At 34.4% G+C, this 18,548-nt stretch carries 20 protein-coding genes; all 20 read left to right on the top strand.

The window, feature by feature from the left end; genetic code table 11:
- Positions 1–233: 233 nt before the first annotated feature.
- Complete coding sequence (locus ACTTG8_RS04170) at positions 234–674, top strand: GNAT family N-acetyltransferase (protein ID WP_442560868.1); 441 nt, start codon at positions 234–236, stop codon at positions 672–674.
- A gap of 107 nt (positions 675–781) precedes the next feature.
- Positions 782–1,867, top strand: a complete 1,086-nt coding sequence (serC, locus tag ACTTG8_RS04165; RefSeq protein WP_442560867.1) for a 3-phosphoserine/phosphohydroxythreonine transaminase — start codon at positions 782–784, stop codon at positions 1,865–1,867.
- Positions 1,868–1,893: 26 nt separating this feature from the next.
- Positions 1,894–3,054: a phosphoglycerate dehydrogenase gene (locus ACTTG8_RS04160; protein ID WP_442560866.1), complete on the top strand. Its 1,161-nt coding sequence runs from the start codon at positions 1,894–1,896 to the stop codon at positions 3,052–3,054.
- A gap of 244 nt (positions 3,055–3,298) precedes the next feature.
- The gene (gene nadA / locus ACTTG8_RS04155; RefSeq protein ID WP_442560884.1) at positions 3,299–4,204 is read left to right on the top strand and encodes a quinolinate synthase NadA; all 906 of its coding nucleotides are present in this window, start codon (positions 3,299–3,301) and stop codon (positions 4,202–4,204) included.
- Positions 4,205–4,216: 12 nt separating this feature from the next.
- Complete coding sequence (locus ACTTG8_RS04150; protein ID WP_442560865.1) at positions 4,217–5,611, top strand: L-aspartate oxidase; 1,395 nt, start codon at positions 4,217–4,219, stop codon at positions 5,609–5,611.
- Complete coding sequence (gene nadC / locus ACTTG8_RS04145; protein ID WP_442560864.1) at positions 5,577–6,443, top strand: carboxylating nicotinate-nucleotide diphosphorylase; 867 nt, start codon at positions 5,577–5,579, stop codon at positions 6,441–6,443. Before ACTTG8_RS04150 ends, nadC begins: the two co-directional genes overlap by 35 nt.
- On the top strand, positions 6,431–6,994 hold the full coding sequence (locus ACTTG8_RS04140; RefSeq protein WP_442560863.1) for a transcription repressor NadR: 564 nt from the start codon (positions 6,431–6,433) through the stop codon (positions 6,992–6,994). The genes nadC and ACTTG8_RS04140 overlap by 13 nt, the downstream gene beginning before the upstream one ends.
- 90 nt (positions 6,995–7,084) lie before the next feature.
- Entirely contained in the window at positions 7,085–7,738 is a 654-nt protein-coding gene (locus ACTTG8_RS04135; RefSeq protein WP_442560862.1) for a YesL family protein, read from the top strand.
- Positions 7,739–7,789: 51 nt separating this feature from the next.
- Positions 7,790–9,907, top strand: a complete 2,118-nt coding sequence (locus tag ACTTG8_RS04130) for a glutamine synthetase III family protein (RefSeq protein WP_442560861.1) — start codon at positions 7,790–7,792, stop codon at positions 9,905–9,907.
- 78 nt (positions 9,908–9,985) lie between these two features.
- Positions 9,986–10,543 (top strand): manganese efflux pump MntP, encoded by a 558-nt coding sequence (locus tag ACTTG8_RS04125; RefSeq protein WP_442560860.1) that lies wholly within the window; start codon positions 9,986–9,988, stop codon positions 10,541–10,543.
- 124 nt (positions 10,544–10,667) lie between these two features.
- Positions 10,668–11,603: a transporter substrate-binding domain-containing protein gene (locus ACTTG8_RS04120; protein WP_442560859.1), complete on the top strand. Its 936-nt coding sequence runs from the start codon at positions 10,668–10,670 to the stop codon at positions 11,601–11,603.
- Positions 11,603–12,289 (top strand): amino acid ABC transporter permease, encoded by a 687-nt coding sequence (locus ACTTG8_RS04115; RefSeq protein ID WP_442560858.1) that lies wholly within the window; start codon positions 11,603–11,605, stop codon positions 12,287–12,289. The genes ACTTG8_RS04120 and ACTTG8_RS04115 overlap by 1 nt, the downstream gene beginning before the upstream one ends.
- Positions 12,279–13,028 (top strand): amino acid ABC transporter ATP-binding protein, encoded by a 750-nt coding sequence (locus ACTTG8_RS04110; RefSeq protein WP_442560857.1) that lies wholly within the window; start codon positions 12,279–12,281, stop codon positions 13,026–13,028. The genes ACTTG8_RS04115 and ACTTG8_RS04110 overlap by 11 nt, the downstream gene beginning before the upstream one ends.
- Before the next feature lie 280 nt (positions 13,029–13,308).
- Positions 13,309–14,505, top strand: coding sequence for an MFS transporter (locus ACTTG8_RS04105; RefSeq protein ID WP_442560856.1), 1,197 nt, complete (start codon positions 13,309–13,311; stop codon positions 14,503–14,505).
- 93 nt (positions 14,506–14,598) lie between these two features.
- Positions 14,599–14,883: a hypothetical protein gene (locus ACTTG8_RS04100; protein WP_442560855.1), complete on the top strand. Its 285-nt coding sequence runs from the start codon at positions 14,599–14,601 to the stop codon at positions 14,881–14,883.
- 116 nt (positions 14,884–14,999) lie between these two features.
- The gene (locus ACTTG8_RS04095) at positions 15,000–15,836 is read left to right on the top strand and encodes an ABC transporter ATP-binding protein (protein WP_442560854.1); all 837 of its coding nucleotides are present in this window, start codon (positions 15,000–15,002) and stop codon (positions 15,834–15,836) included.
- Positions 15,823–16,536, top strand: a complete 714-nt coding sequence (locus tag ACTTG8_RS04090; RefSeq protein WP_442560853.1) for an ABC transporter permease — start codon at positions 15,823–15,825, stop codon at positions 16,534–16,536. Before ACTTG8_RS04095 ends, ACTTG8_RS04090 begins: the two co-directional genes overlap by 14 nt.
- Positions 16,537–16,553: 17 nt before the next feature.
- Positions 16,554–16,733, top strand: a complete 180-nt coding sequence (locus ACTTG8_RS04085) for a hypothetical protein (RefSeq protein ID WP_442560852.1) — start codon at positions 16,554–16,556, stop codon at positions 16,731–16,733.
- A 60-nt stretch (positions 16,734–16,793) separates the two neighbouring features.
- Positions 16,794–17,759: an ABC transporter ATP-binding protein gene (locus tag ACTTG8_RS04080; RefSeq protein WP_442560851.1), complete on the top strand. Its 966-nt coding sequence runs from the start codon at positions 16,794–16,796 to the stop codon at positions 17,757–17,759.
- Entirely contained in the window at positions 17,756–18,547 is a 792-nt protein-coding gene (locus ACTTG8_RS04075) for an ABC transporter permease (RefSeq protein ID WP_442560850.1), read from the top strand. The genes ACTTG8_RS04080 and ACTTG8_RS04075 overlap by 4 nt, the downstream gene beginning before the upstream one ends.
- Position 18,548 lies beyond the last annotated feature (1 nt).

The following is an 18,548-nucleotide window of genomic DNA, read 5'->3' as shown; positions in this document are numbered from 1 at the left end:
CTTGCATAAAGTAAGGGCTGTTTCTTTAACTATAACTTTGAAGCTGTCTTTAATTTGGTATTTGAATTATTATCCCCATAACTTTATGATGACAGCTCCGAATGATAAATTCTAAGCGAGCGCATTAGGCGTAGCGAAGCGGATGCCGGAGCGAGTCTGAAATGTTATCATTCGGAGCGTCAACTTTGCTAAATAATTTGAAAGCGACAAATTTTAATTTGGTGGTGTGAAGCATGAATTATATAAGACAAGCAAAAATTGATGATTTAGGAAGAATAGCTGAAATATTTGTATTTAATTACAGATTGAATTTTTATCCGATATTTCAAGAAGATACTTTCTATTTTGAGGAGTTAACGGTTTTTAATATGGCAGAAAGTTTTGTGAAAGAACTAGATAGTATTTGGGTTTATGATGATGGTGTTGTAAAAGGATTTATTCAAGTAGAAAAACGAGAAGTGAAAAGATTATTTGTTGAACCTGCTCTTCAAGGAAAAGCTATCGGGGCTGAATTATTAGAATATGGAATAGCAGAAAAGGATGTTAACTTTTTGTGGGCATTAGAAAAAAATATAAAAGCAATATCATTTTATAAGAGACATGGTTTTAGCTTGACAAATAAAAAGAAATATGAAGAAGATACAACAGAGTTTCTTGTTTGTATGGAGAGATAAATTTCAATTAGTAAGTGCTAGAAATAACTTGACTTTAGCGCACCAAAGCGATAAAGTATAAGAGTGATATTTGTGAATATTTTAACGATATAGAGGAGGGAATATTTATGGAAAGAGTATATAATTTTTCAGCAGGACCTGCGGTACTTCCTGAGGAAGTGCTAAGAGAGTGTCAGGAAGAAATGATGAATTATGGCGGAACCGGAATGTCCGTTATGGAGATGAGCCACCGTTCCAAAGCTTTTGAAAATATTATAAATACTGCGGAAGCAGACCTTAGAGAGCTTATGAACATACCTGATAATTATAAGGTACTTTTCTTACAGGGAGGAGCCTCACTTCAGTTTGCCATGATTCCTATGAACCTTATGAAAAACAAGGTTGCTGACTATATTATTACAGGTCAGTGGGCAAAGAAGGCATTTGCAGAGGCTAAGATTTATGGTGATGCGTTAGCAGTAGCTTCCTCTGCCGATGAAACTTTTTCATATATTCCTGATTGTAGTAATCTTCCTATTAGGGAAAATGCAGACTATGTATATATATGTGAAAATAATACAATATACGGAACTAAGTTCAAAACACTTCCGAATACAAAGGGTAAGACTTTGGTAGCCGATGTTTCATCCTGCTTTCTAAGTGAGCCGGTAGATGTAAGTAAATACGGTATTATTTATGGAGGAGTACAAAAAAACATCGGTCCGGCAGGAACTGTTATAGTAATTATAAGAGAAGATTTGATTACAGAAGATGTACTTCCCGGTACACCAACTATGATGAAATATAAAATTCATGCAGATAATAAATCGCTTTATAATACCCCTCCTGCTTACGGCATCTATGTATGTGGAAAGGTATTTAAATGGCTTAAGGCTCAGGGTGGACTTGGCGTGATGAAGGAGAAAAATGAGAAAAAAGCTGGTATTCTTTATGATTTCCTTGATAATAGCAAACTTTTTAAAGGCACTGTCAGAAAAGAAGACCGTTCGCTGATGAATGTACCTTTTGTTACAGGAGATGATGAACTTGATGCAAAATTTATAAAAGAGGCTTCTGCGGCAGGTTTTGTAAACCTTAAAGGGCATAGAAGCGTAGGTGGAATGAGAGCAAGTATTTACAATGCCATGCCTTTAGAAGGAGTGGAAAAACTGGTAGGATTTATGAAAAAATTTGAAGAAGAAAATTTGAAATAAATCAGCAGATAAAAGGGGAAAGAGTTATGTACAAGATAAAGAAACTGAATAAAATATCAGACATAGGACTTAAAGAATTTACAGAAAATTATAGTTTTGTAGAGGAATTAAATGAGGCAGATGCAGTTCTTGTAAGAAGTGCGGATATGAAGACACTGGAATTTGGTGATAATCTGCTTGCAGTTGCAAGGGCAGGTGCAGGAGTGAATAATATCCCCCTTGATAAGTGTGCAGAACAGGGCATAGTGGTATTTAATACGCCGGGGGCAAATGCAAATGCAGTTAAAGAACTTGTAATAGCAGGTATGTTACTTGCTGCAAGAGATGTAGTAGGGGGTATAGGCTGGGTTCAGGCTAATAAGGGAGCAGAGGGACTTTCTAAGCTTGTAGAGAAAGAAAAAAGTAACTTTGCAGGCAATGAAATAGAGGGTAAAAAGCTGGGAGTGATTGGACTCGGTGCAATAGGTGTTTTAGTTGCAAATGCGGCTAAGAGACTGGGGATGGAAGTTTATGGATGTGACCCTTATATTTCCGTAGAACACGCATGGAGTCTTTCAAGAGATGTAGTTCATGTAAAGACAGTGGAAGAAATTTATAAAACTTGTGACTACATTACAGTTCATGTACCTCTTATGGATGCAACAAGACACATGATTGATGCTGACAGCTTAAAGATAATGAAAGATGGAGTAGTTCTCTTAAACTTCTCAAGAGATGCCCTTGTAAAAGATGAAGATATAGAAAAGGCTCTAAAAGAGGGTAAGGTAAGAAAGTATGTAACCGATTTCCCAAATGAAAAGAGTGCCAATATGGAGGGAGTTATTGCCATACCGCATCTTGGGGCTTCTACGGAGGAGTCGGAAGATAATTGTGCAGTAATGGCAGTTAAGGAGATAACAGACTACCTTGAGAATGGAAGTATCAAGAATTCTGTAAATTATCCTAACTGTGAGGTGGCAAAGCTGACAAGTAAGGCAAGAATAACCATTTTACATAAGAATATCCCAAGTATGATTACAAAGTTTACAACCGTACTTTCTTCTTATAATGTAAACATAGAAGAGCTTGTAAACAAGAGCAGGGGGGATTATGCGTACTCTGTATTTGATATTGATAAGGAAGTTAGTGGAGAGATGAGGAAGGCTCTTAGTGAAATAGAGGGAGTGCTGAAAGTTAGAGCTATATAATTTAATATGTATTTGAGTAAAAAAGATGAGATAAATAATTTCTATGGATTATTTATCTCATCTTTTTTCTTTTATATATAAAAATTTACGGTGAAATCAAGATGTGTAAAGACTTAATTTAATATAACTTAACAAGTGTCTTGTCAGATGTAAACTTATGTGTTATTATAACATTCCAAAGAACACTTAAACAGTGTTGGAAAGGAATGTTATGGGAAATGATATTAAGTCTACGGTCAATGAAGTGAATTTATCCCAAAAGATAAGAGAATTGTGCAAAGAAAAAGATGCAGCCATATTGGCGCACTACTATGTTGATGGTGAAATACAGGATATTGCAGACTATGTTGGAGATTCATTTTATCTTGCAAATATGGTAAAAAAACTTCCCAATAAAGTAATAGTTTTTTGTGGAGTAACTTTTATGGGAGAAAGTGCAAGTATTATAAATCCTGATAAGAAAGTTTTGATTCCTGATATGTCAGCCGAATGTCCGATGGCAGGGATGGCAGATAAAAAAGAGATTATAGCTATGAGAGAAAAATATGAAGACCTTGCAGTAGTGTGTTATATAAATTCATCTGCAAAGACAAAGGCACTCTGTGATGTTTGTGTAACTTCTTCAAATGCCTTAAATATAGTCAAGGCTCTGCCGCAAAAAAATATTTATATGATTCCTGACGGCAATCTTGCGAGATGGATAGCCGGCAAACTGCCTGACAAGAATATTATTCCGGGCAGAGGTTACTGTTATGTACATCATGGAATAATGGTTGATGATGTGCTTAAGGCTAAAAAGGAGCATCCTGAAGCACAGGTACTGACACATCCTGAATGTCGTATTGAGGTATGCGAAATTTCAGATTATGTAGGAAGTACGAGTGATATTATAAGATTTGCATCTGAAAGTAGTTGTAAAGAATTTATTGTATGCACAGAAATCGGAGTGTCACATAAGTTAAATGCACAAAATCCGCAAAAAACATTTCATTTTATAAAAAAAGGTGTCTGTAACAGTATGCGCAAATTGACACTGGAAAGTGTGTATGATTGTCTGATAAATGAGAATACAGTAGCAGAGATAGACGATAATATAAGTAGGCAGGCAATACATTCATTAAACAGAATGCTTGACTTTGCAAGGATATAAATGGAGAATATTATGAGATTACAGACAGATGTACTTATAGTAGGGAGCGGGGTTGCAGGACTTTACTGTGCATTGAATTTACCTGAGAACTTGCAGGTTACTGTTATTACAAAGGCAAAGGTACATGAATGTGATTCTTATCTTGCACAAGGAGGTATCTGTGTTCTGAGAAACGAGGCAGACTATGACAAGTATTTTAAAGATACACTTCGTGCAGGACATTATGAAAACTGCAGAGAGTCAGTAGAAATAATGATTAAATCATCTCAGGCGGTTATTAAAGAACTTATAGATTTTGGAGTTGATTTTGCAAAGGATGAGGATGGGAACTTAATTTATACTAAGGAGGGGGCTCATTCAGTTCCACGAATCTTATTTCATGAGGACATAACAGGAAAGATAATAACCGAAACTTTAATCAAAGAGGTTAAGAGTAGAAGTAATATAAGTCTGTTGGAAGATATAACAATGATAGATATATTGACTTTTGAATATAAAGGGATGAAAATATGCAGGGGAATAACTGCCATACATTCTAAGGATTATAAAGAAAAATCATCTGTCAATTTTAAAGAGCCTTATGCCAATCTGATTACTATTGAAGCAAAGGATACGGTACTTGCTTGTGGAGGCTTAGGCGGACTGTATGAGCATTCCACAAATTATAGTCACATTATGGGAGATGCACTCGCAATAGCAATAAAACATGGAATTAAGCTGAAAAATATGGATTATATACAGATACATCCTACAACACTTTATACAGGGAAGAAAGGCAGGGCATTTCTTATAACTGAGTCTGTAAGGGGAGAGGGAGGAATACTTCTAAATGCAGACGGTAAGAGGTTTGTAAATGAACTTTTGCCAAGGGATATAGTAACGGAGGCTATTTTTACAGAAATGAGACGGAGCGGAGCAAAGTATGTGTGGCTATCTATGGAAAATATAGATAGAAGTGAAATTATGGGGCATTTTAAGCATATATATGAAAAATGCTTGGAAGAAGGATTTGACTGTACCAAAGAGCCTATTCCGGTAGTTCCCGCTCAGCATTATTTTATGGGAGGAATAGATGTAGACAGTTACAGCAGAAGTAGTATGAAAAATCTATACGCAGTGGGGGAAACAAGCTGTAACGGTGTACATGGACGAAATCGTCTAGCCAGTAATTCACTGTTGGAAAGTCTTGTATTTGCAAAGCGGGCGTCAAGTGACATAGTGAAGAACAGATGTAATAATGAGCCGATTACAAAACTTGATGAAACTCATAAAATAATTTATAATCTGCACGAAGAATATAGAGATATTGATGCCTTATTTGAAGAATATAGAAGTTTAATAATTAATGAAATAGAAAGGTCGAAAAATCAAAATGAACAAGATTACAATGGAGTTAAATGCGGATGAACTGATACTTCTTGCACTAAAGGAAGACATTACTTTTGGAGATATTTCATCAGATGCGGTTCTTCCAAATGCTTGTAGAGGTTCAGTGGAACTTATAGCAAAACAGGATGGTGTAATTGCGGGGCTTAAGGTATTTGCAAGAGTATTTGAACTGCTTGATAAAGAAATAGAAATAGAATTTATGGTAAGTGACGGTGATTTAGTAAAATCAGGGCAGAAACTTGCGATGCTTAGAGGAGATTTACATTCTCTTTTATCAGGAGAACGCACTGCCCTTAATTATTTGCAACATATGAGCGGTATTGCAACATATACTCGCTCCATAGTGGAAATTTTAGAGGGAAGTGATATAAAACTGCTTGATACAAGAAAGACCACACCTTGCAACAGGATTTTTGAAAAATATGCAGTTAAGGTAGGTGGCGGAAACAATCACAGGTTCAATCTGTCTGATGGAGTTATGCTTAAAGATAACCATATAGCGGCAGCAGGAGGCATAAAGAATGCGGTAAAGATGGCAAGAAATACAGTATCCTTTGTAAGAAAGATTGAGATAGAAGCAGAAAATCTCGATATGGTAAGAGAAGCAATAGAAGCAGGGGCAGATATAATAATGCTTGATAATATGGACTATGAAACTATGAAAGAAGCTCTTAAAATAATTGACGGAAAAGCAGAAACAGAATGTTCGGGCAATATAACGGCAGAAAATGTTGCAAAACTGGCAGACTTAGGTGTAAACTACATATCAAGCGGAGCAATTACACATTCCGCTCCAATATTGGATATTTCTATGAAAAATATGCATTCGGAGGAGATATGCAAGGTTTAAGAGGTGTTGAACGAAGAAATAAGATTGTAGATATACTTTTATCGTCATCAGTTCCGGTATCCGGCGGTACTCTTGCGTCTGAATTAGGAGTAAGCCGTCAGGTAATAGTGACGGACATAGCAATTATCAGAACTAAGTTTCCTGACTTAACGGCTACAAGAAATGGATATGTTTTATCGGGACTTATGGAAAATAGGCGTATTTTTAAGGTTAGGCATGACGATGCTGACATTGAAGAGGAACTTACGAGTATAATAGATTTGGGCGGTACAGTGCTTGATGTATTTGTGGAGCATAGGGTGTACGGTACTATCAGTGTGCCTTTGAACATAAGTTCAAGACGAGATATTGCCAATTTTATGAATGATTTGAAAAGCGGTGTTTCCACACCGTTAAAAAATATAACCCATGGCTACCACTATCATACAGTAGAAGCTCGTTCTATAAAAATAATAGATGAGATTGAGGCTATGCTGGAAGAAAAAGGGTATTTAATAGAAGCTATGAATTCACAAAATATTTGGAGTCCTAAGAGTTATAAAGAAGTATGACATTATTTTTTACTTGACATCTCCCATAATTACATAGATAATTATAAAAGTTATTTTGATTTACTAAGCATTTATAAACAGAGGTATATAATGGGAAATTTATTTAATGTAAATAATGTTTTTTTTCGGTTTATGGGGAAACTTTTCGATGTAGTGGCACTTAATATTGTATTTATTATTGTCTGTATACCTATTGTAACAATTGGACCTGCTATTTCAGCCCTTTATTATGCATCCGTAAAATCAATAAGGCGTGACAGAAGCTATCCTGTTAAGGAGTTTTTCAAAGGTTTTAAGCGTGATTTTAAGCAAAGTTTCATAGTAGGTCTCATTATGGTAATTGCAGGCATAATATTGTATATAGATGTTAAGTTTTCGGTAGATTTTATACAGAACAGTTTTACCTATATGAGGTATATTTATTTTATTATAGCAGCGGTACTTGCCTTTATAATGATATACATTTATCCGCTTATTTCAAGATTTTCTCTGAGATTATCCGGATTATTTAAGTTGTCATTTTATTTGTCAATCAGACACTTTCTTACTACCATTGTTTCAATAATACTGCTCTTTGGCGGTTTTGTATTAGTATATATTTCGGCGGGACTGGCGTTACTTATAGTACCTGTTACTGTAACTCTTCTAATATCAATTATGATGGAAAAGGTGCTTATAAAATGTATGAACTTGGTTAAAACAGATGATGACTATGAGAACAAAGATCAGTGGTATCTGGAGTAAATATACTTTATCAAAACTTTGTGAAAATATTATCATATAAAGAGGAGAAATATGGGTGAGGGAAAATTTGTTCTGCCAAGAGATTTTGCTAAAAATGTCTTTAATGATGAAGTGATGAAGGACAGGCTTCCGAGTGATGTATATAAAGAACTCAGGAAGACTATTGACAATGGTGAAGATCTTAATGAGAAGATAGCAAGGGCTGTGGCGCATGCTATGAAAGCCTGGGCTATGGAAAGAGGAGCTACGCATTTTTCACATTGGTTTCAGCCGATGACAGGTATAACTGCTGAAAAGCATGATTCATTTCTTAAGCCTGAGGGCAAGGGTGGAATTATAATGCGATTCTCAGGGAAAGAGCTTATAAAGGGAGAATCTGATGCGTCTTCATTTCCGTCAGGAGGACTTAGGGCAACATTTGAGGCAAGGGGATATACGGCTTGGGACTGTACTTCACCGGCTTTTTTGAAGGAAGATACTGCCGGAGTTACTCTTTGCATACCTACTGCATTTTGTTCTTATACCGGAGAGGCACTTGATGAAAAAACTCCTCTACTTCGCTCTATGGAGGCAATAAGCAAACAGGCTACTCGTATAGCAAAGCTATTTGGCGATGAGGATGTAACCAGTGTGAGCTGTTCCGTAGGGCCTGAGCAGGAGTATTTCCTGATAGATAGAAAAGATTTTTTAAAGAGGGAGGACTTATTATTTACAGGTCGTACCCTTTTTGGAGCTATGCCTCCAAAGACTCAGGAACTGGATGATCATTATTATGGAAATATTCCGGAACGCATAGAACTCTTTATGAAGGAGTTAAATGAAGAATGTTGGAAACTTGGAATCTATGCGAAGACTCAGCATAATGAAGTAGCTCCTGCACAGCATGAAATGGCACCTGTATATACAACAGCCAATATAGCAACTGACCATAATCAGCTCGTGATGGAGACTATGAAAAAGGTAGCAAAACGCCATGGGCTTGAATGTCTTTTACATGAAAAGCCTTTTGCTGGAGTGAACGGTTCAGGCAAACATAATAACTGGTCCATAGTTACAGATACTGGAAAGAATATGTTAGATCCCGGTAAAACACCACATGAAAATGTACAGTTTATGCTCGTACTTGCGGCTATCATAAAAGCAGTAGATGAAAATGCAGTACTTCTTAGGCTTTCCGCCTCAAATCCTGGTAATGAGCATAGGCTCGGTGCAGACGAAGCTCCTCCTGCAATTATTTCAATCTTTCTTGGTGACCAGCTTGAGGACTTGGTTAAGCAGGTAATAGAAACCGGTGAGGCAACTTCGAGTAAGCAGGGTAGAAAACTTGATATAGGTGTACATAGTCTGCCAAATCTTTTACTTGATGCAACGGATAGGAACAGAACTTCACCGTTTGCATTTACTGGTAATAAGTTTGAGTATAGGATGGTAGCTTCCTCTATGTCGATAGCAGGGGCGAATACTGTACTAAATACCATAGTTGCAAATGTATTTAGGAATATGGCAGATGAACTTGAAAAGGCTGAAGACTTTAATCAGGCGGTGCATGACCTCATTATAGATACACTTACAGAGCATAGGAGAATTATTTTTAATGGAAATGGCTACTCAGATGAGTGGGTTCAAGAGGCGAAAAGAAGGGGACTGCCAAATACAAAGTCAATGGTAGAGGCAATACCTTCGCTTGTAAGTGACCATACAATAGAAGTATTTGAAAAGGAAAAGGTATTAAACCGTACGGAGCTTGAGTCCAGAGCCGAGATACAATATGAAAAGTACACTAAGACTATAAATATTGAGGCAAAAACCATGATAGATATGGTAAGAAGGCTCTTTGTTCCGGCAGTAATTAAGTATCAGACTGTACTTGCAAAGTCTATAAATGAAATGGAAAAGACAGGCTTGGGGCTTGAATGTTCTATGCAGAAAGATCTTTTGAAGAAAATTTCTCTGATTCTTGAAGAAGCTAATAAAATCTCGGATGACTTAGAGATATTAATCATAGAGGCAAAAAAATTAGACGAGGGAAAAGAGCAGGCAGAAAGATTTAACGTGGAAGCTACTCCTATGATGGCAAGACTTCGTGAAAAAATTGACAGTCTTGAGGTGATAGTTGATAAGGCTTACTGGCCTGTACCAACTTACAGTGATATATTATTTGAAGTATAAAGTTGATATGAGTGCATAAATATTTATTGTTTATTAAATATTTATGCACTTTATCTAGCTATAAGGATGAGGTTTGTTATGAATATTTTTGACATATTATTTATTGGAGTAGGACTTTCGATGGATGCCTTTGCAGTTTCCGTCTGTAAAGGCTTAGCTGTTAAAAGGATGGACATAAAAAAAGCCCTGCTTTGTGGGCTTTATTTTGGAATTTTTCAGGCTTTGATGCCTTTAATCGGCTATATTTTAGGGAGCAGTTTTCAAAATGTGGTAAGTTTTATTGATCATTGGATAGCCTTTGTCTTACTTGGAATTATTGGGATAAATATGATAAAAGAGGCAAAATCCTGTGAAGTAGTAAATAATTCTATGGATGTAAAAACAATGGTAACTCTTGCTATTGCTACAAGTATAGATGCACTAGCCATAGGAGTTACCTTTGCTTTCCTTAAAGTAAAAATTGTACCTGCCATATCTATAATAGGTGTGATAACCTTTGTATGTTGTGTAGTAGGATTTAAGCTTGGCAGTATATTTGGTGAAAAACTAAAGGTTAAGGCAGAAATTGTGGGTGGAGTAGTGCTTATAATAATAGGAACTAAGATACTTATAGAGCATTTGTTTTTTGGGGGTTGAGGAGTACATTGCTAAAATAATGCATATTTATACAAATTTATGCTTTAAATATTCATTAAACTGTGTTATACTATGTATATAGTGGATTATATTAAGAATATTTATTCGAGAGAGGAGCTCAAATATGAAAAAAGCAATTAAATTTATTTCGGTATTAATCCTTGTATTTGCTACTATGCTCACAGCTTGCTCAGGAAATACAGATAAGACAGTATCTGAGACAAGTAAGACAGACAGTGTAAGTAAAACATCTGTTTCTAATATTTCAGGGGCAACTAAACTTGACCTTTCATCAATAAAGGGTGAGGGGGATAGGCTTGATAAGATACTTGCTGCAGGAGTTATAACTTGTGCAACCAGTCCGGATTTTGCTCCTAATGAATTTATGGATATAAGCAGTGGTGAAACAAAGTATGTAGGTTGTGACATGGATCTTGCACAGTATATAGCTGATAGTCTGGGGGTAAAACTTGAAATTGTGCCTATGAAGTTTGATGCAATTAAGGCAGCAGTTACAACGGGTCAGATAGATATGGCGATAGCAGGACTTGCCTATACAGAAAATCGTGCAAAAAATATGCAGCTTTCAGACCTTTTTGGTAACACAGATGCAGATGAGGGGCAGGGAGTTGTTATTCTTAAAGAAAATGCAGATAAATTAAAGACTGCTGATGATTTTGCAGGAAAGAAGGTGCTTGCGCAGAATGGTTCAGTTCAGCTTGACTTAACTATGGAACAGCTTTCTAAGGCTGATTGTACTCCTATAGCTGATGTGAACAACGGTGCTATGGAAGTTATGACAGGACAGGCTGACGGACTTACACTTGACCTTGCAGTAGCTAAGGTCTTGGTTGTAGCTCATAAGGAACTTGCAATAAGCGACTTTGGGTTTGAGTATGAATCAAAAGGAAATGTAATCGGCTGTACAAAGGGAGAAACCAAACTTGTAAATGCTCTTAATATGGTCGTTAAAGAAGTAAATGATAAGGGACTTTATAAACAGTGGAAAGATAAGGCGATAGAGCTTGCCAAATCATTAGGTGTAGAGGTTAATAACTAATGGATAAATGGTTTGAAACTTTTAATAAAATAGTATTTCTGATAGAAAATTATGGGACTTTATTTATAGTAGGTACAGGCTATACACTTCTTTTGAGTGTTATTACAGTTTTTTTCGGTTCTATTTTCGGCTCTGTACTTGCTGTACTTAAGAACAATAAGTTTTTGCCTATAAGATTTTTAATTACAGCCTATATCGAGATAGTACGAGGTACACCTATACTTTTACAGCTGTACATATTTAAGTTTATGCTGCCGGCAGCTATACCGGGGTTTAAGCCATCCACCTTTGTGTGCATACTTGTAGCACTTATCTTGAACTCTGCTGCCTATGTATCTGAGGTAATCAGATCAGGTATAGAAGCTGTAGATAAAGGTCAAACTGAGGCGGCAAGGTCGCTTGGGCTTAGTAAAAGGCAGACTATGTTTAAGATAGTATTGCCTCAGGCTGTAAGGTATATCCTTCCCGCACTAGGTAACGAGTTTATTATGATGATTAAGGAAACCTCTCTTGCATCTGTATTCTTTGTGGGAGATCTTATGACTCAGTTTCAGACTATATCAGGAGCAACCTTCCTTACAATGGAACCACTTATTATAATCGGAATAATTTATTTTGTACTTACATTCAGCCTCTCTAAAGGAGTAGCTGTGCTGGAAAGGAGGATGAAGGCAGGTGAACGCTAATCATAATGAATACTTAATAGATGTAGTTGATTTGCATAAAAGTTTTGGCGAGCTTCAAGTACTTAAGGGGGTAACTGAGCATATAAAAAAAGGTGAGGTTGTGTCTATTATAGGACCTTCCGGCGGAGGTAAGTCTACATTTCTTCGCTGTCTGAATCTCCTTGAAGTACCTGAAAAGGGTGAAATTTATTTTGAAGGAATAAATATAGCAGACAAATCTGTAAATATAGATATACACCGTCAGAAGATGGGAATGGTATTCCAGCATTTCAATGTATTTCCGCATCTTTCGGTAGGAGAGAATATTACTCTTGCTCCTACTTTACTTGGTAAGAAAAATGTTAAAGAAGCAAAGGAAAAAGCAAGGGAACTGCTTGACAGAGTCGGACTTCTTGAAAAATATGATGAGAAACCGAACAAACTTTCAGGCGGGCAGAAACAGAGGCTTGCTATTGTTAGAGCCTTGGCAATGGAGCCGGATGTAATGCTTTTTGATGAGCCGACCTCAGCCCTTGACCCTGAGATGGTAGGCGAGGTGCTTGCAGTTATTAAAAGCCTTGTAAGTGAAGGAATGACAACTGTAATAGTTACTCACGAAATGGGCTTTGCGAGGGAAGTATCCGACAGGGTGCTTTTTATGGACGGAGGCATCATAGCTGAAGAAGGAAGCCCTGAGGCAATATTTGGGAATCCTAAGAACCCTAGGACTAAGGACTTTTTAAGTAAGGTGCTGATGTAAATATTAACATAATAAGAAATATGATGTGGGTGTCAAAAGATAATAAGTTCTTTTGCAAGCCGGCTTGCACAGAATTTTTATACTTTTGACACTTTTATCAATATATAATTAAGGTCAGGCTTAGGCTTGGTCTCTTTTTTTGATATAAAATGGTTGTGTTTATATACTTATAATGATAATATATCTGTAGAACAAAAATTAGATGCATTTTGTAGAATGAGAAAAGCTTTAAATAAAGGATTGTTTGATGGGATTATAGCGAACAAAAGAGGAGAGAATATTGGTAAAGTTATTTAGAAATAAAAATTTCAATTATTTTATAAGCTCACTAATGATTTCGGCTATTGGAGATATAGTAGATGATGTTGCTTTTATGCAGCTTGTATATATCCTGACAAATTCAACTGTTTTGTCAGGATATATATTTATTGTTAAGATAATAATAACTTTTTTAGGAATATTCATGTCAAGCATAGCAGATAAATGTAATAAGAAAAAAATTATATTTTTCAGCTCATTTAGCCAAGCTATGGTATTAGCCATAATATATTTCATATATGTTAATAATAAATTGAACTTTGTTGTTATTATTATAGCCATGATTTTACAGACTATTTTTTGTACAATATCAGTACCGGCAAAAAATGCCTTGATTTCAGAAATATTATGTGATAATGAAATTGTTGAAGCTCGTTCTTTTATCAATATTTCACATAAATTTATAGAATTATTCAGCTATTTGATTTCAGGGACAATTATAGGTATAATAGGAATTGGTGGAGCTTTATTGTGCGACATTGTAACATTTATCATATCAGGAGTACTTATCTGCAAAATATTTATTCCGAATAAAATAAAAAATAATGGAAATAAACTGAATTTTATTGAGGATACATATGATGGGCTAAAAATTGTTTTTAAGTCTAAAATTATTTTTATAATAATGAGCATTACTTTTGTAGCGAATATGTTAGTTACACCAACAGAATCATTTATCAATATATATTTACAAAATAATAATGCAGGTAATGTTGGATATTCATTGTATATGTTTTCTATTTCTGTAGGTGGAATTATTGGAGGATTTGCTATTTTATATTTGAAAAAGTATTTTAAAATAAATATTCTTATGATGATAGGCTTTATATGTGGGGGGATGGGATTGATTTTATTATCATTTGAGGAAACAACAAAAATTATATACTGTTTTGCAGCTTTAATAAACGGCATATCTTTTAGCTTGGTTTCGGTAATTAATTCATCTGTATTGCAATTAAACGCCCCTAAAGAGATGATTGGTCGAGTGTTTAGTTTGTTTAAGTGTATCTCATTTGTTGCAGGTCCTTTAGGGATATGGATAGTAGGACAGTTTGGTGAAATTTATAGTTTAAATAATATTTTTGGTATTATAGGTATCTTATTATTGATATTAGCACTTGCAGTATCAAGATTTAGCATTATAAAGAAGAAGTTATAGAATTAAGTTTAGATAATATTTGTTGTATTCAAGCATTTTTGTAATATCATTGCATACAGTTAATTACCCAAATCAGGAGATAAATGTTTAACTATGGATTGTAAAGATAAAATAGCATATATAATATTAGGTTATTTAAATGGTGAATATAATATAAAAGATTTTTGCGACTTATATGAAGAATATTATGAAGAGCTTGACGCTGATAAATTGCCTGTATCTTCAAGAACTTGGTTTAAAAATTTGTGGGAAATGTGTAGCAGATTCAATGATATTGAAGAGGATTTAAAACTGTATCCGGGTGTATATTTTACAGAAGATGAAATACGAAGATATATGCAGAAGTTTTCCGTAGATAAGTTTAGTGACAAACAATAGACTTATAAGCATTTGAAAAATTTTATAAATAGATTTTAATACATAGGCTTTCTATGATAAAATGTATTCATAGAAAGCCTTTTATGATAGAAAAATAAGGAAAAAGGAGTCCATAAATGCTAAAAATAACTAACCTACGCAAATCTTTCCGAGAAAAATCAGTCCTAAAAGATGTATCATTTACCGTAAATGCAGGTGAAATAGTCTGTCTTTTAGGAAATAACGGAGCAGGAAAGACAACCATAATAAACTGTATATTAAAAATGATACGCCAAGACTCGGGGGAGATAAGGCTTGAAGGAAAAGACATACATAAATGCAAAAATAGTGAATATTTTAACAAAGTGAGTGCCTTGCTTGAATCAAGTACCAATGTATATGACTATCTAACAGGTTTACAGAATATAGAGTATTTCGCAGGATTATCTAAGATAGACAGTAAAAGTCCTGAAATAGCTAAGTATATAGATGATTTTGAATTACGAGAAGCTATCAATAAGCCGGTTGGCGAGTATTCAAGAGGAATGCAGCAAAAACTTGCTCTGATAATATCTCTTATGCTCTCGCCCAAGCTTTTGCTTTTAGATGAACCGACCTTAGGTCTTGATATAAAAAGTAAAAACTCGGTTATAGACAACCTGAACCGCTTGGTAAAAGAAAAAGGGATGGCAGTCATACTTACCACACACCAAATGGAAGTAGTGCAAAAGCTTAACGGCAGAGTTCTAATACTAAAAGACGGAGTAGTTAAGAACTTTTCTGAAAATATCGAAGATAAAAACCTAAGTTATATAGTTTCATATATTAAAGACGGGAAAATAGTGGAAGAAGAGGCAGAAGGAGAGTTTTCAGAAGTTTATGAGAGCTTTGCAAATGAAGAAATAGTAGAAATAGTGAAGAAAAAGAAAGACATGGAAGAAAAGGTAATGGAGGCACTTGATGAATCTAATTAAAGCTGAGTTTAGAAAAAGTCTTATCGAAGCGGTAAGCTATTATCCTGATTATATAGTAGGGCTGATTACAGATTTTTTTATCCTGCTGATTGTAATAAATACAGAGGGAAATACCACTGAAAAGGTATTTGGATATATATTGTGGATGCTTGCAAGCGGAGTTATTTCAGAAGCCTCTATGTGTATATCCACAGAAAAACAGCTTGGAACTTTGCAAAATATTATGATTAAACCGTATTCGATAGCACAGATTGTTACGGTAAAAACTGTGGTATGGTTTAGCATCAATGTTATAAAAGCTATAATAACACTCATTATTGCAACTGTATTCTTAAATATTGAACATCTGTTCAGAGTAGAATATTTATACATTACAATTTTTGTTTGTATAGGAATAATGGGGCTGTCCTATGTACTGGCCTCTGTAACGCTTATGTTTACAAAGGTGGCATCTTTTGTAAATATTATAAGCTACGGTTTTCTTTTTTTATCGGGAAGTATAGTTAAAATTCCGAATGTCTTGGTTTATACCAATCCGATATCTTATGGGGTAAGATATGCATCTTTAATTTTAAAAAACGAGATTAGATTTATAGATACAATAATATTTTTATCAATATGTGTTAGCTGGCTGTTAGTGGGATATTTAATTTTTAAGTTTATGTTTAACAGGAGCAAGCAGTTTAGGTGGACTTATTAAATTTGAGGGATAGTGCAATGAAAGATGAAGTTAATAAATGCGAAAAAAGTTGTGATATAATCAAACATCAAGCAATAACAAAAAAGGAAGCTCTAAATACATTTTATGAAGCTAGAAAGCAGATGGCTGATATACCGGAAATGTCTTTGGAGGAAATTAATGAAGAAATAAGTAAGACTAGGGCTTCAAAAAAATAGGTGATTAGTTTGGATTGAATAGTAATAAATACTGAAGTAAAAAATAATTAAGGAAAACTTATGAAAGAAATTTTAACAGTAAAAAATCTTACAAAAGAATATTTTGTAAAAACAGATAAAGAGACCGTAAAAGTAATAAAGGGCATAAATTTAAGCATAACAGAAGGCGAAAAAGTAGGTTATGTGGGACTTAACGGAGCAGGAAAATCTACTACTATAAAAATGCTTACAGGACTTATTAAACCTACCGGAGGAGAGATAAGTGTGCTTGGTTTCAATCCATTTGAAGAAAGAAAAAACTATGTGGAGTATATTGGAGTAATTTTTGGACAGAGAAATCAGTTGTTGTGGGATTTGAAAGTGGAAGATTCTTTCATATTTAATAAAAGCCTGTATAAACTCTCAGGTAAGACTTACAATGACAGAATGGATTTTATTAATGAATATACGGATATTGTTCCACTTATGAAAAAGAGGGTATTAGAACTTTCGCTAGGTCAGAAGATGAAATGTAATATAGCCTTATCTCTGTTACATTCTCCTAAAATTTTATTCTTAGATGAAGCGACCATAGGATTAGATATTATAGTTAAAAATGAAATTAAAAAACTATTAAATGAGGTAAATAGAGAATTTAATACAACAATGCTGTTTACCTCGCATGATATGAAAGATATAGAAGATGTATGTGAAAGAATTATAATTCTTGAAAAGGGAAATATTCTCCATGACATGGCTCTAAAGGAATTTAGAAAACTCTATGGTGGAACAAAAAATGTAACGATTTTATTGAAAGAGAAAGCCGATTTTGAAAAAATTATTTCTTTATATGAAAAAGAATGGAAAAATAAGTTTATGAATTTTCAGACTGATAGTGGAGAAAATTCTATAAATTTTTCATTTAATGAAGAAAAAATAAATATTTTTGTAATTATGGACGAATTAAAAAATGAAGAAATTAAGCCGGTAGATTTTACAATAAACAGTGACAGTTTAGAGGATATAATAAGAGGAATATATAAATGAACCCGTTAATAAAGTTAGAAAAATATCTGTCAATCATAGTTATTTCGATAAAAGCAAGTTCTGCATATAAAATAAAATTATTTTTCTATGCTCTTACAGGTATAACACAGTTTATAAGTTACCACTATTTATGGAGTTCCTTATATAATGATGGAAGAGAATATAATGGTTTTACAGGTGGAACAATTCTTACCTACTTTGTAGTATCATTTCTTATTCAGAGCATTATTCCAAGATGGATTGCCATGGAAATAGGCTGGGGAGTAAAAAGAGGAGAAATTATAAATGTATTTTTGAAACCGATTGGATTTCGAAAATACTATCTGTTATATGCTTTTGGAGATGTGATATTTACCCTAATATTTATGGGATTGCCGATAATGCTTATAGCATTTTTTAGTGATTCATTAGTACTTTGTGGAAATATTTTGTTGTTTATGTTTTCATTAATTATAAGTTATGGCATAGCATTCAACCTGTTTTATCTTGTCGGACTTATAAGCTTTGTGACAACCAATATTTGGGGGATATTTTTAACTTTTGACCTTGTAAATTTATTTTTATCAGGAGCTTTGCTACCACTTCAATTCATGCCGAGATGGTTGGTGATGGTTATAAAAATACTTCCGTTTAGATATATTGTAGATTTTCCGATTTCAGTATGGCTTACAGGAAAGGCTGATATTTATGAACTTCTTGTTCAAATATTGTGGTTTATTTTGCTTTGCATAGTCACAAAAATTGTATACAGGAGGGCGATTTCAAGGTTGGATATTTTTGGAGGCTGAG

Origin of the sequence: Catonella sp. (assembly GCF_052173895.1) — a bacterium.
GTDB lineage: Bacteria > Bacillota > Clostridia > Lachnospirales > Lachnospiraceae > Catonella.
The sequence above is the reverse complement of the archived record's forward strand: the minus strand, read 5'-3'. Positions and strand labels throughout refer to the sequence as shown.

What these genes read in the sequence shown, in the direction of transcription:
- ACTTG8_RS04130 (WP_442560861.1), top strand. Translation starts at nt 7,790, where the DNA reads ATGGGTGAGGGAAAATTTGTTCTGCCAAGAGATTTTGCTAAAAATGTC.
- ACTTG8_RS04170 (WP_442560868.1), top strand. Translation starts at nt 234, where the DNA reads ATGAATTATATAAGACAAGCAAAAATTGATGATTTAGGAAGAATAGCT.
- ACTTG8_RS04140 (WP_442560863.1), top strand. Translation starts at nt 6,431, where the DNA reads ATGCAAGGTTTAAGAGGTGTTGAACGAAGAAATAAGATTGTAGATATA.
- ACTTG8_RS04085 (WP_442560852.1), top strand. Translation starts at nt 16,554, where the DNA reads ATGAAAGATGAAGTTAATAAATGCGAAAAAAGTTGTGATATAATCAAA.
- ACTTG8_RS04100 (WP_442560855.1), top strand. Translation starts at nt 14,599, where the DNA reads ATGGATTGTAAAGATAAAATAGCATATATAATATTAGGTTATTTAAAT.
- ACTTG8_RS04075 (WP_442560850.1), top strand. Translation starts at nt 17,756, where the DNA reads ATGAACCCGTTAATAAAGTTAGAAAAATATCTGTCAATCATAGTTATT.
- ACTTG8_RS04080 (WP_442560851.1), top strand. Translation starts at nt 16,794, where the DNA reads ATGAAAGAAATTTTAACAGTAAAAAATCTTACAAAAGAATATTTTGTA.
- ACTTG8_RS04150 (WP_442560865.1), top strand. Translation starts at nt 4,217, where the DNA reads ATGAGATTACAGACAGATGTACTTATAGTAGGGAGCGGGGTTGCAGGA.
- ACTTG8_RS04160 (WP_442560866.1), top strand. Translation starts at nt 1,894, where the DNA reads ATGTACAAGATAAAGAAACTGAATAAAATATCAGACATAGGACTTAAA.
- nadC (WP_442560864.1), top strand. Translation starts at nt 5,577, where the DNA reads ATGAACAAGATTACAATGGAGTTAAATGCGGATGAACTGATACTTCTT.
- ACTTG8_RS04115 (WP_442560858.1), top strand. Translation starts at nt 11,603, where the DNA reads ATGGATAAATGGTTTGAAACTTTTAATAAAATAGTATTTCTGATAGAA.
- ACTTG8_RS04125 (WP_442560860.1), top strand. Translation starts at nt 9,986, where the DNA reads ATGAATATTTTTGACATATTATTTATTGGAGTAGGACTTTCGATGGAT.
- ACTTG8_RS04135 (WP_442560862.1), top strand. Translation starts at nt 7,085, where the DNA reads ATGGGAAATTTATTTAATGTAAATAATGTTTTTTTTCGGTTTATGGGG.
- ACTTG8_RS04090 (WP_442560853.1), top strand. Translation starts at nt 15,823, where the DNA reads ATGAATCTAATTAAAGCTGAGTTTAGAAAAAGTCTTATCGAAGCGGTA.
- serC (WP_442560867.1), top strand. Translation starts at nt 782, where the DNA reads ATGGAAAGAGTATATAATTTTTCAGCAGGACCTGCGGTACTTCCTGAG.
- ACTTG8_RS04095 (WP_442560854.1), top strand. Translation starts at nt 15,000, where the DNA reads ATGCTAAAAATAACTAACCTACGCAAATCTTTCCGAGAAAAATCAGTC.
- ACTTG8_RS04120 (WP_442560859.1), top strand. Translation starts at nt 10,668, where the DNA reads ATGAAAAAAGCAATTAAATTTATTTCGGTATTAATCCTTGTATTTGCT.